The 15043-nt window shown below is 67.8% G+C and carries 15 protein-coding genes; 6 read left to right on the top strand and 9 right to left on the bottom strand.

Annotated elements, in window-relative coordinates; translation table 11 throughout:
• Positions 1 to 55: 55 nt before the first annotated feature.
• The gene (locus IWC96_RS11125; protein ID WP_021696053.1) at positions 56 to 532 is read left to right on the top strand and encodes an Hpt domain-containing protein; all 477 of its coding nucleotides are present in this window, start codon (positions 56 to 58) and stop codon (positions 530 to 532) included.
• A gap of 3 nt (positions 533 to 535) precedes the next feature.
• Here IWC96_RS11125 and IWC96_RS11130 read toward each other — a convergent pair whose 3' ends face one another.
• Positions 536 to 1675, bottom strand: a complete 1140-nt coding sequence (locus IWC96_RS11130; RefSeq protein WP_021696052.1) for a DUF2336 domain-containing protein — start codon at positions 1673 to 1675, stop codon at positions 536 to 538.
• Between the two features lie 95 nt (positions 1676 to 1770).
• Positions 1771 to 2574, bottom strand: a complete 804-nt coding sequence (locus tag IWC96_RS11135) for a transglycosylase SLT domain-containing protein (protein WP_021696051.1) — start codon at positions 2572 to 2574, stop codon at positions 1771 to 1773.
• Between the two features lie 199 nt (positions 2575 to 2773).
• Here IWC96_RS11135 and IWC96_RS11140 point away from each other — a divergent pair, with 199 nt between their 5' ends.
• Complete coding sequence (locus IWC96_RS11140; protein WP_231379014.1) at positions 2774 to 3499, top strand: energy transducer TonB; 726 nt, start codon at positions 2774 to 2776, stop codon at positions 3497 to 3499.
• Here the strand turns inward: IWC96_RS11140 and IWC96_RS11145 are convergent.
• Complete coding sequence (locus IWC96_RS11145; protein ID WP_021696049.1) at positions 3496 to 4503, bottom strand: FAD-binding oxidoreductase; 1008 nt, start codon at positions 4501 to 4503, stop codon at positions 3496 to 3498. The genes IWC96_RS11140 and IWC96_RS11145 overlap by 4 nt on opposite strands.
• A 35-nt stretch (positions 4504 to 4538) precedes the next feature.
• On the bottom strand, positions 4539 to 6374 hold the full coding sequence (locus IWC96_RS11150; protein ID WP_045318628.1) for a phosphoenolpyruvate carboxykinase (GTP): 1836 nt from the start codon (positions 6372 to 6374) through the stop codon (positions 4539 to 4541).
• A gap of 232 nt (positions 6375 to 6606) precedes the next feature.
• Here IWC96_RS11150 and IWC96_RS11155 point away from each other — a divergent pair, with 232 nt between their 5' ends.
• Together IWC96_RS11155 and IWC96_RS11160 are read left to right on the top strand one after the other, a co-directional pair.
• Positions 6607 to 7125, top strand: a complete 519-nt coding sequence (locus tag IWC96_RS11155; protein ID WP_021696047.1) for a hypothetical protein — start codon at positions 6607 to 6609, stop codon at positions 7123 to 7125.
• Complete coding sequence (locus tag IWC96_RS11160) at positions 7122 to 7727, top strand: DUF938 domain-containing protein (protein ID WP_242397008.1); 606 nt, start codon at positions 7122 to 7124, stop codon at positions 7725 to 7727. Before IWC96_RS11155 ends, IWC96_RS11160 begins: the two co-directional genes overlap by 4 nt.
• A gap of 9 nt (positions 7728 to 7736) precedes the next feature.
• Here IWC96_RS11160 and IWC96_RS11165 read toward each other — a convergent pair whose 3' ends face one another.
• Positions 7737 to 8153 (bottom strand): hypothetical protein, encoded by a 417-nt coding sequence (locus tag IWC96_RS11165; protein ID WP_045318627.1) that lies wholly within the window; start codon positions 8151 to 8153, stop codon positions 7737 to 7739.
• Between the two features lie 346 nt (positions 8154 to 8499).
• On the opposite strand from IWC96_RS11165, the gene IWC96_RS11170 reads away from it, so the two are divergent.
• A complete protein-coding gene (locus IWC96_RS11170; protein WP_021696043.1) occupies positions 8500 to 9273 on the top strand; it encodes a pseudouridine synthase in 774 nt (257 codons plus the stop codon).
• Here the strand turns inward: IWC96_RS11170 and IWC96_RS11175 are convergent.
• The 4 genes from IWC96_RS11175 to IWC96_RS11190 form a co-directional block, all read right to left on the bottom strand.
• A complete protein-coding gene (locus tag IWC96_RS11175) occupies positions 9267 to 10295 on the bottom strand; it encodes a M48 family metallopeptidase (protein ID WP_021696042.1) in 1029 nt (342 codons plus the stop codon). The two genes, IWC96_RS11170 and IWC96_RS11175, sit on opposite strands and share 7 nt — an antisense overlap.
• Positions 10296 to 10301: 6 nt before the next feature.
• Positions 10302 to 10871, bottom strand: coding sequence for a LemA family protein (locus IWC96_RS11180; RefSeq protein ID WP_021696041.1), 570 nt, complete (start codon positions 10869 to 10871; stop codon positions 10302 to 10304).
• A 112-nt stretch (positions 10872 to 10983) separates the two neighbouring features.
• A complete protein-coding gene (locus IWC96_RS11185; protein WP_148291388.1) occupies positions 10984 to 11571 on the bottom strand; it encodes a hypothetical protein in 588 nt (195 codons plus the stop codon).
• A 53-nt stretch (positions 11572 to 11624) separates the two neighbouring features.
• Positions 11625 to 12581: a M28 family peptidase gene (locus IWC96_RS11190; RefSeq protein ID WP_045318613.1), complete on the bottom strand. Its 957-nt coding sequence runs from the start codon at positions 12579 to 12581 to the stop codon at positions 11625 to 11627.
• A gap of 139 nt (positions 12582 to 12720) precedes the next feature.
• Between IWC96_RS11190 and ligA the strand changes: the two genes are divergently transcribed.
• Entirely contained in the window at positions 12721 to 15039 is a 2319-nt protein-coding gene (gene ligA, locus IWC96_RS11195) for an NAD-dependent DNA ligase LigA (protein WP_021696038.1), read from the top strand.
• Positions 15040 to 15043: the final 4 nt, after the last annotated feature.

Raw genomic sequence — 15043 nt, forward strand, 5'->3', positions numbered from 1 at the left:
CCCTTCTTAAACCTGGAGGTCCAGACTGGCGGTGAACTGCTCTTGGAGTCTCGCCGTGAACAAGTCCGCACAGGTCATCCAGCCCCCCAACACTCTCCGCCAGAAAGTGGGCGGCGGGTTCGGCGGTATTGACGCCGGCGCCATCGCCAAGGCGGAGGAAGCGCTGGCGGCCATGGCGGACCAGTTCGGCGCCTGGCTGCAGGACGAACTCGACAAGATGGACGCGGCCTGGGCCGCCATCCAGGCCGAGGGCTATACGACCGCCACGGCCGAAGGGCTCTATTTCCGCGCTCACGACCTCAAGGGTCTGGGCGGCACCTATCAATATCCGCTGGTGACGCGCCTGGCCGGCTCCATGTGCCGCCTGCTGGACAACGCCGAACAGCGCATGGAGGCGCCGCTGCCTCTGCTGCAAGCCCATATCCAGGCCATCAAGGCGGTCGTGCGCGACAAGATCCAGACCGACGACCATCCGGTCGGCCGCACCCTCGCGGAAGAGCTGGAAGGCCAGGTCGCCGCCTTCAAGGCGTAGACCTCAAGCCGCGTTGGCGGCCAGCATCTCCGGCTCCGGCGCCCGGTCCAGACGCTCCAGCAGATAGGTCAGATCCTCCCGCGGCGTATTGGGCCGCTGGGTGAGGAAGCGTTCGAGCATGCGCTGCTGGAACCGGTCGCCGCTGAGCGCGACGCCTTCCGCCTGCATGCCGCGCCAGGTGTCCACCCCGGCCCGGAACGCCTGGAACAGACGCGGGGGCAGCCCGGCCCGGTCATAGATCGCCTTCAGGCCCAGAGGGCCGGCGTCGTGGATCATCAGCCAGGCCCGGTCATGCGCCACGCCTGCCAATTCCGACAGTCCCTGCTCGAAGAAGGCCATCTGCCCTCGCGCCAGACCGCGCAGCAGCAACGAGGCGTTCAGCGCCTTGCGCGCGTTCAGGGTGGCCACGAAGGTCGGCAAGTCGGTGCTGGCTCCGGCCTGGTCAATCAGGTCAACCGTGGCCCGCTCACGCGTGTACTGGGCCAGTTGAATGGCGGTCTCGGGCGCCAAGGCATGACGGGTGACCAGATGTTCCCGCACAGCCTCGCTGGCCAGGCCGATCAGTTTCTCGGTGATCGCCATGGGCAGCACCGGCCGGTAGGCCATGGCCGCCACGAGCTCGGGTGACTGGCTGAACCTTTCCAGAGCGCGTCCCATGCTCCGTTCCGACAGGTCGGCGTTGTCGTTGGCCGCCAGGGCGCGAACGGCCAGCTCCCCTGCATCAGACGCGATGACATCGGCCACGTCGCGGGACACCTTGGGCCGTGACGCCACCGCCACCTGCCGCGCGGAGGAGCCGCTGCGCACGATCTCGATCAGGTCCTCATCGGTGAAGGCGGGAGAAAAACCGATGATGGGCATGGCCACGGTGTCCACGTCCCGCGCCAGGCGGCGCGCCACATCACGGGGCAACAGGTCTGACGATTTCAGCGTCACCGCCAGGGCCCGACGGACCATTTCGGCCACGTCGCCGGCCAGCACACGCAGAATCTTCTCGGCCGCCTCCCGATCCGCAGAACTGAGGTCGGCGCGGTCGATCGTGCGGCACAGCTTGTGCGCCGCCGTCGCCCGTTCGTCGTCATCCCCGCTCTTGATCAGGCGGTGAAGGTCCAGGTCGGTCAGGCGGGCGCGTGAGGTGGTCATGGGAGCTTCCGGAAATCAGGCCGCGAGAATGTCGCCGTTATCCTTAAGGTCGCGTTTACCCTGACGCTGGGAACGTCATTTCGAGCGTCGCTCAATCAACTCTGCCGCGATTCCTCCGGCGGCGCGAACGCCTTCAGGAATGTGGTCGCCTCCCCTTCGCCCTGGGTTCCCAGCAGCATGTTCAGCAGGCTCTGGTCCTGGGCGAGCCGGTCCATGCGCGCAGCCAGCATGCGGTCCTGGTCGCTCAACGGCGGCGGGGACGGCGCTGAGGGTTGCGGCACGCCCACAGCGGGATGATCGCCCGCCGTGCGCTGCAGATTCGCGTGAACCTCGGCCACCGTCGCCGGGCGGCCGCTGCGGTAGAAGATCGATCGGTTCGCCGCCGCCGCCTGGGGGAACAGCGCCGCCGCCGAAGCGCCGGGCCGCGTGGCCATGGCCTCCATCAGGGTCGCGGCGCCCGCCGGGCCCAGGAAATGCGCCGCATAGAGGTCGCCGCCGCCCGGCTCACGGCCCGTGCGTCCGCGCAGATAGGCCGCGTTGGACGCGGTCAGCTCCGCCGCCATCACAGAAGCGGCGTGCGCGTCGAAACGAAGATCCATGACCACGTTGCGGGCCGAGCCCTGCACCCGCCAGCGCCCGTCCGAACCGCGATGGATCAGATCGGCGTACTGGCCGTATCCATGCCGATGCCCGTTCTGCTTCAGGGTCGCCAGCCAGGTCTGTTCGATGAACTGGAACAGGCCCGCCGCCGTGGATGTGCGTGCTTGGGCCTGGGGGTTCAGCGCGCTTTCACGCCGGGCCGTACGCATCAGGAAGTCGAAATCCACGCCGGTCGCGCTGGAGGCGCGCCGAATGGCCGCCTCCACGCCGCCGGATGAGGGAATCGCTGCGATGCTCATAAGGTTGACGGTCGTTTACGTTGGTTAACGAAACCCTAAACTTCGTTAACGAACACCTACCATCCACAGATGGCTCTCGCAGCCATCACGGTCTGCTGATCAAGCGCCGCCGTAAAGTCGCCACAACCCAGGCGCGACACTTCGTTCGTCGGACGTCGGTCTCGGCGGTCCGGCCTTTGTGAACAAGGGAGTGGACGTCATGATGATGAAGCTCGCAGGCGGAGCCGGTTCGGTTCATCCGCTGGATTTCAACAACCGCAAGCGGCCGGTTCCCCGCTGGGTCTGGCTGGCGGTGGGCGCCTCGCTTCTGGTGCACGGCGCCGCCGGCGTGTGGCTGTACCAGCAAAGATTCGAGCTGCGGGCGCCCGAAGCTACGCCAGAGCCCCCGACCACGATCATCGAGATCATGCAGCGCCCGCGGCCGCCCGAACCTGAGGTCGCCCAGACCCAGCCGCCCCCGACGGCCATCCACCGCCCGGCGCCGAACCCTGTTCAGCCGAGGGAAATCCTGGCGATCCCACCCCTCGACACGCCCTCGGTCGGCGATTTTGATCCTATCGTCGTCGCGCCGACGCCTGGTGCGGTTGTCGAACCTCAAGCGCAGCCCGCCGCGCCCTCGGTTGGACCGCCCGTGATCACCAACCCCCGCTGGATCGCCAGACCAACGTCCGATCAGATGGCGCGGGCCTATCCGGACCGCGCCATGCGTGACGGAACCGAGGGCTCAGCCACCCTGCAGTGCTCGGTCACGGCGCGGGGCAGTCTGACCGGCTGTTCGGTGATGTCTGAAACGCCGGGCGGACACGGCTTCGGACGGGCGGCCATGCAGCTGTCGCGACACTTCCGCCTCAGCCCCCGCACCGTGAACGGCCAGGCGGTGGAAGGCGCCGTGGTCACCATCCCCCTGACCTTCCAGCTCAACTAGAACCGCACGGGATCGAAGGCGGCCGCAAAGGCCGTCTTCGGCTCGCCCTGGACGGCCGCCGTCACCGTCTGGGCCACCGCCGGCGCCAGCAACCAGCCGTTGCGGCGCGGCGCCAGGGCGGCGAACAACCCCTCCCCCAGCGCCCCCGCCATGGGCAGGCCGTCGGGCGAGGCGCCGCGGACGCCCACGCGGGTCCGCCGCGTGCCGATGGACGTCAGGTCAAAGAAACGCGCGGCGGCCTGCAGCATCTGTCGGGCCTGGACCGCGTCGGGCGTCAGGTCGCGGCGATCGAAATCCATGCTGGCCCCCACCATCACGCCGCCGCCCATGGGCGCGACATAGGCCCCCGGGCCCCGCCTCATGCATTCGACGGTGAGTCCGAAGAGTTGCTCCAGCTGGCCCCGGATAGGACGAATCAGGCCGAGCAGACGGGCGGCTTCGGGGGGCAGCCCGGCCGGGGCCGCATGGGCGCCCATCGCCAGAATGACGGCGCCGGCCGACAGCACATGCCCGGTCTCCAGCACCACACGCCAGAATCCATGCTCCGTCTCGAGACGCGCCGCCCGACCCTGAACCAGGGTGACGCCCGGCGCAGCCCTGAGCGCCGTCAGGGCGGGTTCCGCCTCGATGCGCCAGTCTTCCGGCGTCCTGACGACGCCGTTCTCCGCCCTGGCCGCAAACCCCGTTCCCAACAGCCGTTCGGCCACCGCCGCGGCGTCGGGTCCGCGCCACTCCGAGCCCTCGGCTGAGATCATGAGGCTCTGGCGCTCCGCGAAATCCGGCCACAGGTCACGGGCGGCGCGCAACATCTCGGCCCGCTCGCGCGTCGTGTTCTCCAGGGCGCTTTCCATGGCGGGCGCGATCATGCCCGCCGCGACCGACGAGGCGTTGTCGCCGCCGGGATCGACCACGGTCACACGCCGTCCGCGCCGGGTCAGTTCAACTGCGGTGGTCAGGCCCAGAACGCCCGCGCCGATGATGAGAATTTCGCTGGATGATGACACGCGCCGTCATCGACCGACGCGCGTCCTTTTTCAAGCTATTCGGCCGCCATCCGCGCCGCCCGCGCGCGATCCAGCCGTTTGATCAGGGCCTCGTGCTGTCGCCACAGCGCCTTCGGCAGACGGTCGCCGAACTTTTCGAAGAAGGCCGGTATCAGGGCCGCCTCCTCGCTCCAGACCTCGGGGTCTACGTCCAGCAGGGTCTCCAGTTGCGCTTCCGTCAGATCGACGCCGGTGAGATCCAGCGACTCCGCTGTGGGCACATGGCCCACAGGCGTGTCGACCGCCTCGGCCTCGCCTTCCAGCCGCTGGGTGATCCACTTCAGCACCCGCACATTGTCGCCGAAGCCCGGCCAGATGAAGCGGCCGTCCTGATCCTTGCGGAACCAGTTGACGAAGAAGATGCGCGGCAGCTTCGCCGCATCGGCCTTCTCGCCCAGCGCCAGCCAGTGGGCGAAATAGTCGCCCATGTTGTAACCGCAGAACGGCAGCATGGCGAAGGGATCGCGGCGCAGCTCGCCGACCCGGTTCTCCGCCGCCGCCGTCCCTTCGGACGCCACGGTGGAGCCCATGAACACGCCGTGCTCCCAGTCGAAGGCCTCGGTCACCAGCGGCACCGCGTTGGCCCGACGGCCGCCGAACAGGATGGCCGAGATCGGCACGCCCGCCGGGTCTTCCCACTCGGGCGCAATGGTCGGGCATTGTTCAGCCGGGGCGGCGAAACGCGAGTTCGGGTGCGCGGCCGGTTCGCCGGACGACGGATCGTAGGGCCGCCCCTTCCAGTCGGTCAGGCCCTCGGGCGCATCCTTGGTCAGACCTTCCCACCACACATCGTTGTCGGCCGTCAGGGCCACATTGGTGAAGACGGTGTTCTTCGTCAGGGTCGCAAGCGCGTTCTGGTTGGTGTTGCGGCTGGTGCCCGGCGCCACGCCGAAGAAGCCGGCCTCCGGGTTCACCGCATACAGCCGCCCGTCGTCGCCGAAGCGCATCCAGGCGATGTCGTCGCCCACCGTCTCGGCCTTCCAGCCGTCCAGGGTCGGCTGCAGCATGGCCAGATTGGTCTTGCCGCATGCGCTGGGGAAGGCGGCGGCCACATAGTGCACGCGCCCCTTGGGGTCGGTCAGCTTCAGGATCAGCATGTGCTCGGCCAGCCAGCCCTCGTCGCGGGCCATCACCGAGGCGATGCGCAGGGCGTAGCACTTCTTGCCCAGCAGGGCGTTGCCGCCATAGCCCGAGCCGTAGGACCAGATCTCCCGCGTTTCGGGGAAATGCACGATCCACTTCTCGTCGTTGCAGGGCCAGGGCGCATCTTCCTCTCCAGGCGCCAGCGGCGCGCCCAGCGTATGGACGGCGGGCACAAAGGTCCCGTCTTCGCCCAACTGGTCCAGCGCCGCCTGGCCCATGCGTGTCATGATCCGCATGGACAGGGCCACATAGCCGCTGTCGGTGATCTCCACGCCCAGGGCGCTGATCTTCGACCCAAGCGGCCCCATGCAGAACGGGACCACATACATGGTGCGGCCCGCCATGCAGCCATCGAACAGGCCGTTCAGGCGCTCGCGCATACCGACCGGGTCGGACCAGTTGTTGGTCGGTCCGGCGTCGGCCTCGTCCTGCGAGCAGATGAAGGTCCGGCTCTCGACCCGCGCCACATCCTTGGGGTCCGAGGCGGCGTAGTAGCAGCCGGGCCTTGTTTCGGAATTCAGAGGACGCAGGGTGCCGCGCGCGACCAGATCGGCGGCGATGGCGTCGGCCTCGGCCTGGGACCCGTCGCACCAGTGCACCCGGTCCGGTCTGGTCAGGGCGGCGATCTCGGCCACCCATTGAACCAGGCCTAGGTGTGTCGTCGGGACGGCCTCAAGCCCCGGAATCATCTCGATGTCCAACGCACGTCTCCCTGAGCTTCCGGGCCCGGCGATCTGTCGCCGCCGTGGCCTCACGACGATCACGCCGTGTTACGCGATGGCAGAAACACCCCTTCTGACGCGGCGTCAACCGGCGCACATTTCGACCCGTCGGGCGCCGGGAGCTGACAACGAAGGGCATGATCTTGCCTTAAGCGGCCACGCCAGCGACAGTCGCAGAGTTCAAGGAAGGCACGACATCATGCGCATCACGCCGGCCATCATCGCTACAGCCGCCATGCTCGTCGCCTGGGCCTCGAATGCACAGCCGGCTGAAGATCCGACTGGCCCATGGGCCATGATGCTGAGCGTGCCTTATGATCCGGGGGGCCAGCCCGTCATTGGCTGGATCAGCGAGAACGACGCCCCTGGGCCGCCCGAGAGCGAAGAACATTACATCAACGAGCATTGGGAGATGATGCTGCACCAGCCCGCTTCCATGGACTCCGACCCTGAACGCTGGACCCTGAGACGGATGCGTTACGTCTGCGGAGACAGCACCGTCGCGGTGCTGGAAACCCGGACCTTTCAGGGTGAAACGCTGGTGGAGACGACCGGGCCAGAATCCTCCTCGGGCATCATCCCGCACACTCTGGCCGCCTTCACCATAAATGCTGTCTGTCGGAACGGCATTGCGGACGCAGCGCCCCGTGCGGCCGATCGGGCGGCCGCCACGGCTGAACAGGTCGCCTTCCTTGAGCGGTGGAACGGGTCGCGGTGACAATAGCCCCGCCGACCTCCCCGGCCGCTGATCGAAACACCGGGCCCATCCTTCAGGTTCTCAAGGCGCATCTGCCCGGACGCGGACGGGTGCTCGAGATCGCCTCCGGCGTGGGCCAGCACGCCGCCGCCATCGCGCGCGCTCTGCCCGATCTGGACTGGACGCCCAGCGATCCGTCCGCCGAGGGGCGCGACGGGATCGAGACGTGGCGCAAGGCATCGGGACTGGACAATCTCCGGGCGGCGGAACCCGTGAACGCCGCCGATCCGGCCACGTGGCCGAGCGGTCCGTTCCACGCCGTCGTCTGCATCAATATGGTCCATATCAGCCCGTGGGGCGCAACCGAGGGCCTGATGGGCGGGGCGGCCGAGGTGTTGGTCCCTGGCGGCCTGCTTTATCTGTACGGCCCTTACCGCGAGGCCGACATTCCGCTGGCCCCGTCAAACGCGGACTTCGACCAGAATCTGAAAGCCCGCAACCCCGAATGGGGATTGCGGGCTCTCGAAGACGTTTCGCAGCTGGCGCGGGATCACGGCCTGCGTCTGACCCTGCGGGTCGAGATGCCGGCCAACAATCTCAGCCTGCTGTTCCGCAAGGTCTAGCCTAAAGACTTAACCCAGCGTCTGGGCCACCAGGCTCAGTTGCTCGCGGGTCATCAGCGGGGTCGCGCCCTCGCTGTCGATGACCGCGCCCGGCGCATCGGCCAGGGTGGCCGGGTCGATGTCCATGGCGCGGGCCGCCTGGGCGACGCCTTCACCGAAAGCCAGAACCGTCATGCCGTTGGCGCGCGCCGTGGTGATCATGTTGGCCACCTTTTCCTCGGCGGCGGAATCCGGGGCGCCGCCCGGGATGATCAGGCCGGCCATGGAGCCGTCCTCGATGTCGCTCATCTTGGCGGTCGGCAGCACCGTCACGCCGCCGACGGACATGCTCGCGTCGCCGGTGGAGATGGGGGCCATGGAGATGCCTTCGTACTGCATCAGCTGTTCGACGTCGCCCAGCGGGCCGAAGTCCATCGAGCGGCGCATGGCCAGGCCCACACGGGCGCGAATGGGTGCACGGCGAAATCCGCCGCGGGGTTTTCCAGATTTACCGGCGTTGCGTTGAGCGTTCATGCTTCTCCTGAAAGGTTGATCTCAAGTCGACGGACAGCACGACGCCGTCCATTTCCTCACGCTTTCGCGTCAAAGACACGAAAATGACGGGTTGAGCCGACGGGTTGAGCCGCCGCCGCGTCAAGCGCGGGGCGGGCCAAGGCGATCCGTCATGTGGATAGCTTCTGATATAGGTCTTTGGCCCTTAGGGTCAACCGCACAGCCTTGCCGTGAAGACTGCGCGCCGCCAAAAGGGGCCTTCCCGCTTCACGGACCGACCATGGCCTTCACCCGCACCTACGACGGCGACGAACCCGTCCGCATCAACAAGTGGCTGGGCCAGACCGGCGTCTGCTCGCGCCGCGAGGCCGAGGGCCTGATCGGCCAGGGTCTGGTGCGCATCGACGGCGAGGTGGTCACCGACCCCGGCCGCAAGATCGAACCGGGCCAGACCCTGATCCTCAGCGACGCCGCCGAGGCCGAACTGGCCTCCGGCGTCACCATCGTCCTGCACAAGCCCGTCGGCTACGTCTCGGGCCAGCCTGAGCCGGGCAAGATCCCGGCTGTACGCCTGCTGACCGGCGCCAACCGCATGGGCGCGGGTCAAGTCCCGGCCAAGGATGCGTCCCTGCCCCCCATCGGGCGGCTGGACGAGGATTCGCGAGGCCTGCTGCTGCTGTCCACCGACGGCGTCGTGGCCAAGGCGGTCATCGGGCCGCAGTCCGAGCTGGACAAGGAGTATCTGGTCACCGTCCGGGGCCCGATCACCGAGCGCAAGCTGAGCCTGCTGCGTCACGGCCTGGAGCTGGACGATCGTCAGCTGAAGCCCGCCCGCGTCACGGTGGTGCAGGGCCAGACGATGCGCTTCATCCTGACCGAGGGCCGAAACCGCCAGATTCGGCGCATGTGCGATCTGGTGGAGTTGCGCGTCACCGACCTGCACCGCGTCCGCATCGGCCCGCTGGCCCTGGGCGACCTGCCAGAGGGGAAATGGCGCATGCTGACGGCGGATGAGCGCTCGGCGCTGATCAGCGGCTCAGGCGCGGCTCAGTAGGTCGGCGGAACCGAGGTGGACGGCGCCGTTCGCGGCTCAACCGGCGGCAGATCCCGCCCGCCCGCGAACCGCACCAGGGCGTCGATGCGCTTCTCGATCGGCGGATGGGTGGCGAACAGGCCTGCGAAGCCGGCGCCCTTCTCCTGATTATCCAGGAACATGCCGCGCAGTTCGTCGGGCGCCTCGAGCTTGGACTGGCCTGACACCTTGCGCAGGGCGGAGATCATGGCGTCCGGGTTCTTGGTCAGTTCGGCGGCGCCCGCGTCAGCCACATATTCGCGGGTGCGCGACAGCATCATGCGGATCACCGCCGCCAGCACGAAGCCGATCACGGCGATGGCCAGGCCGATCAGGATCAAGGGCCCCGCGTTCTTGTTGTTTCCGCCGCGCCCGCCCCGCGAATAGAACAGGCCCCGGAACACCAGCTCGGCCATGACGCTGATGATGCCCGCGAAGATCGAGGCGATCACCATGGTGCGCACGTCCTTGTTGATGACGTGGGTCAGTTCGTGGGCCAGCACGGCTTCCATCTCGTCCCGGTCCAGGGCGCCCATGAGGCCGCGCGTGACGGTGACGGAATAGCGGCCCTCATGCAGGCCCGAAGCGTAGGCGTTCAGTTCAGGCCGCTCGATGATGCGCAGGGTCGGCGTACGCATGCCGCGCGAGATGGAGAGATTTTCCAGCAGGTTGTAGAGCTCCGGCTCGTCGCGCCGCTCGACCTTCTTCGCCCCGGTCATGGCGTCGATCATGGCCTGGCTGCCGAAATAGGAGATGGCGAACCAGATCGCGGCGATCCCCAGGGCCGTGGGCACGGTCCAGCCCAGCATGCTGGCGGCCAGGGCCATGTCGTCACCCAGCTCGCCGCCGGAGCTCGGGATGACTCCGAACCCCATCAGTACCAACTGGAGCCCGTACAGGATCACCACCAGCAGCACGGGGAACCCCGCCAGCAGCAGGATCGACCGGGTGTTGTTGGCCCAGATGTGGGTCTTGAGCCCGACGGCCTGACCGTAAAACGCCATGAGGGCTTAGAACTTCACCTGGGGCGGCGCGGCGTTCATGGCCGCGCGGTCCGACTCGCCCAGATCGAAGAAGGGCTTGTCCGAGGCGAAGCCAACCACAGCGGCGAAGAGAATGGTCGGGAACTGACGACGCACCGCGTTGAACTCGGCCACCGCATTGTTGAAGAAGCGGCGGGCGGCGGCCAGCTTGTTCTCGATGTCCGACAGCTCGTTCTGGAGCTGCAGGAAGTTGGTGCTGGCCTTCAGGTCCGGATAGGCCTCGGCCACCGCGAACAGACGCCCGAGGGCGGCGGTCAGCATGTTCTCGGCCTGGACCTTCTCATTGACGCTGCCGGCCGACTGGGCGGCGGCGCGGGCCTGGGTCACGGCCTCAAGCGTGCCGCGTTCGTGGCTCGCATATCCCTTCACCGCCTCGACCAGATTGGGGATCAGATCCTGACGCTGACGCAGTTGCACGTCGATGTCCGCGAAAGACTGATCGGCGGCCTGATCCAGCGCCACCAGCTTGTTGTAGGCGCCGACGACGAGAAACAGCAGTACGACGACAACGACGCCGATGATAATCCAGGTGACCATGAAGCCCTCCTTATCCTAGGCCGCTCTTATCGCGCGAATGACGGCGCGGACCCAAGTGAAATCGGGGTCAGAAACGGGATTGTCAGATTCAGACCAGTGGGGCGGACCCCGCTCAGTCGCCCATCCACCAACGGAACGACTGTCCCTCGAAGGTGCGATCGCCGACGGTCATTGTTCCGGTCAGGACCGGACCCTCGCTGGAGCCCAGGTTGCGGCGCGCCAGACCCAGGGCGTCCCCATCCAGTTCGGCGTCCAGGGTGACGATCCCCACGTCCGGCGACCGGCCCCGGAAGCGCACCCGCGTGTCGGTGATCTCGTAGGCCTCAGGCAGCACGCGCGCCGAGACCGTGTGATACTCTTGGCCCAACTCGTTCATCCCGGTCGGGCTGGCCGTGTCGTCGAATTCGATCATGATCGGGCCATAGACATCGCCCTGCTCGCCGCCCTCCCAGGCCTCCATGTCGCTTTGCGGCAGGATGATGATGTTGGTCAGCCGCCAAGTCCCGATCTCGACAGGCGTCGCAGGCATGTAATAGCCCGACACATCCTGGCTGACCTCGTGGCTGAAACCGCTCAGGCGGCCCGCCTGATCCGTCGCCTCGGCCTCCACCGGCTCGGCGTCCACCGGCGGTTCGGCCGCCTGCCGCTCACAGGCCGCGACGGCCAGCGCCGCGGCGCCCACGATGATCCATCTGCGCATCACATCCCCCTCGATCATGACCGCGCGAGGGAAGCATCCCCCGCCGCCGCCGTCTAGCGCGCCAGGCCCTCATCCAGGGCGCGGAAGCCCTGAACGATCAGTTCTGTCGCCGCGATGAAGCGCGCCGGCACGACCCGCTCATAGTCGTCGGTCGGTTCGTGATAGTCGGGGTGATAGTCCACGCCGAAATAGACGAACGGGATGCGCTCCCGGTGGAATACGGCGTGGTCCGAGCTGTTGACCCAGTTGTCCGCGCCGGTATCGCTGGGCGTATCCTTGCCCATGACAAGCCGCACGCTGCCGACCGGCTGGATCGGATCCAGCATCGGACGCAGCTGCGGATACTGCCAGGTCCCCGTGGCCCACAGATAGCCGTCGTCCACACGCGCGGTCATGTCCAGATTGACGTTCAGGGCGATGGACTCCAGCGGCACGGGCGGGCGCTGGATGAACTGGTCGGCCCCGATCAGGCCACGCTCCTCCCCGTCCAGCGCCACGAACAGCACCGAATGGCGGGGCGGCGCCGCCTTCAGCCGTGCGGCCAGCTCCAGCATGGACGCCACGCCCGAGGCGTTGTCGTCGGCCCCGTTGTACAGCCGACCTTGATAGGTCCCCATGTGGTCGTAGTGGGCCGTCACCACGACGTAGCGGTCCGGCCGCGCGGTCCCGCGAATCAGGCCCACAACATTGACCCCATCGTAGCTGGCCGCACCGATGCGGCTGCGGTTCGGCGCGCTCCAGGCCTGCAGCCGTCCGGTCAGCGGCGCCTCGACGCCCAGCGCCTCCAGCCGTGACACGATATAGTCACGCGCCCGCTGCCCGCCCGGCGAGCCCGTGTCGCGGCCCTCCATGTCGTCGTGGGACAGGATGCGCAGGTCCTCCAGCAGTTGCCGTGACTCCGCCGGGATGGCGGTTTCGACGACCGGGGCGGATGTGACCGGCGCCGGCCCCGTTTCGCAGGCGGCCAGAATCAGGGCGGCGACAGCGGCCGAAAGGACGGGAAGGCGCATAGGGAACTCCGTGAGGTTTCAATCCGCTCTAGCGCTTCCTGGACGCGTCGTCAGCTAAACGAACTGTCATTGCGCCTCGGCCGATGACGCCGCCTGGCAAGGGTCCTAGATTGCGGCACAATCAGCGGACGAATCCCCGATGCCTGACACCCCCGTCGAGAACCTGACCGAAGCCGAAGCGGCGGACGAGCTGCAGCGTCTGGCCGAGGCCCTTGCGCACCACGACCTGCTCTATCACGGCCAGGATGCGCCCGAGATCAGCGACGCGGACTATGACGCGCTTAAGGTTCGCAACGCCGCCATTGAGGCGCGTTTCCCCCATCTGGTCAGTCCTGATTCGCCGTCCCTGCGCGTGGGCGCCGCGGCCTCGACCCAGTTCGCGCCGGTGCGCCACGGCGTGCCCATGCTGTCCCTGGACAACGCCTTCGATGAGGGCGAGGTGCGCGACTTCGCCGCCCGTGTGGCCCGGTTCCTGAAGCTGCCCGCCGATGAAGCCGTCGCCTTCACCGCCGAGCCCAAGATCGACGGTCTCTCCGCCAGTCTGCTTTATGTGGACGGCGAGCTGACCACCGGCGCCACCCGCGGCGACGGCAGGACCGGCGAGGACGTCACCGCCAATCTGCGCACCATCGCGGAGATTCCGCACCGTCTGTCCGGCGCCGGCTGGCCCGACCGCATCGAGATTCGGGGCGAGGTCTATGCCCCCACCGAGGCCTTCGACGCCTTCAACGCCGCCGCCGAGGCCGACGGAAAGCGCACCTACGCCAACCCGCGCAATTTCGCCGCAGGCTCGCTGCGCCAGAAAGACCCGGCCATCACCGCCCAGCGCCCGCTGCACTTCTTCGCCTATGCATGGGGCGAGTTTTCCGACGATTTCGCCGAGACCCAGTGGGACGCCCTGCAACGGCTCAAGGCCTGGGGATTCCGCGTCAACGACCGCTCGACGCGCGTCGAGGGCGCCGAGGCGCTGATGGCGTTGTATCGGGGGCTGGAGACCGACCGCGCCACGCTGGGCTATGACATCGACGGCGTGGTCTACAAGGTCGACCGGCTGGACTGGCAGAAGCGCCTCGGCTTCGTGGCCCGAAGCCCGCGCTGGGCCGTGGCCCACAAGTTTCCGGCGCAGCAGGCCACCACAGTGCTGGAGGCCATCGACATCCAGGTGGGCCGCACCGGCTCCCTCACCCCCGTCGCCCGCCTCCACCCGGTCACGGTCGGCGGCGTGGTGGTGCGCAACGCCACCCTGCACAATGAAGACGAGATCGCCCGGCTGGACGTCCGCATCGGTGACACGGTGATCCTTCAGCGCGCCGGCGACGTGATCCCGCAGATCCTCGGCGTGGTCTTAGAAAAACGCCCCAAGGCGTCGAAAAACTTCGATTTTCCAGACCACTGCCCCGTCTGCGGCTCTGAGGCCGTGCGGGAGGGCGACGAGGTCAAGCGGCGCTGCACCGGTGGTCTGGTGTGCGAGGCCCAGATTATCGAACGCCTCAAGCATTTTGTCAGCCGTCGCGCCTTCGACATTGAAGGTCTTGGTGAAAAACAGCTTACTGCCTTCCACGGCCGCGGCTGGATCAACGAACCCGCCGACATCTTCCGCCTCGCCCGCGACGCCGAAAAGCTGGACGCCCTGCGCGAGGAAGACGGCTACGGTGAAACCAGCGTGGCCAATCTGGTCTCCGGCATCGACGCCCGCCGCATCATCGCCCTGGACCGTTTCCTCTTCGGCCTCGGCATTCGCGATATCGGGGAACAGACCTCGCTGGTTTTGGCCCGCGCCTGGGAGACCTGGGACGCGCTCAAGGCCGCCTGCCTGGCCGCCGCCAAGGGCGTACCCAGCGAGGCCTGGACCCGCCTGTCCGAAACCCACGCCATCTCGCCCCGGGTTCTGACCCTGATGGCCGAGGCGCGGCCCCCCGCCGACGATCCCTGGCCCGACGCGCCGCTGGACCAGAAGATCGCCCTCGCCTTCCCCGGCATGGCGGCGCCCGCCCGCCGCGGCCTGGCCGAACTGGCCAGTGAGTGGCCCGCCGTCGTCGAATGGGCCCGCGTCGCTCGCGAGCAGGGCCCCTCCGATATCCTCAACCAGATCGCGGGCGTCTCCGGTGTCGGCCCCGTCGCCGCACGCGAACTGGCCCGCTTCTTCCACGAGCCGCACAACCTCGCCGTGGTCGCGGCGCTGGAAGCCGAGCTGACCGAGATCGAACCGGTCGAACGCCCGACCCAGGACTCCCCCGTCTCGGGCAAGACGGTGGTCTTCACCGGATCGCTGGAACGCTTCACCCGCGACGAGGCCAAGGCCCGGGCCGAAAGCCTCGGCGCCAAGGTCTCAGGCTCCGTGTCGAAGAAGACCGACTATGTGGTCGCAGGCCCCGGCGCGGGCTCAAAGCTCAAGGACGCCGAGAAGCACGGCGTGACGGTTCTGACCGAGGATGCGTGGTTGACCCTGATCAGTTGAGGCT

Origin of the sequence: Brevundimonas sp. BAL450, assembly GCF_015767455.1 — a bacterium.
In the GTDB taxonomy this organism is placed as follows: Bacteria; Pseudomonadota; Alphaproteobacteria; order Caulobacterales; family Caulobacteraceae; genus Brevundimonas; species Brevundimonas abyssalis.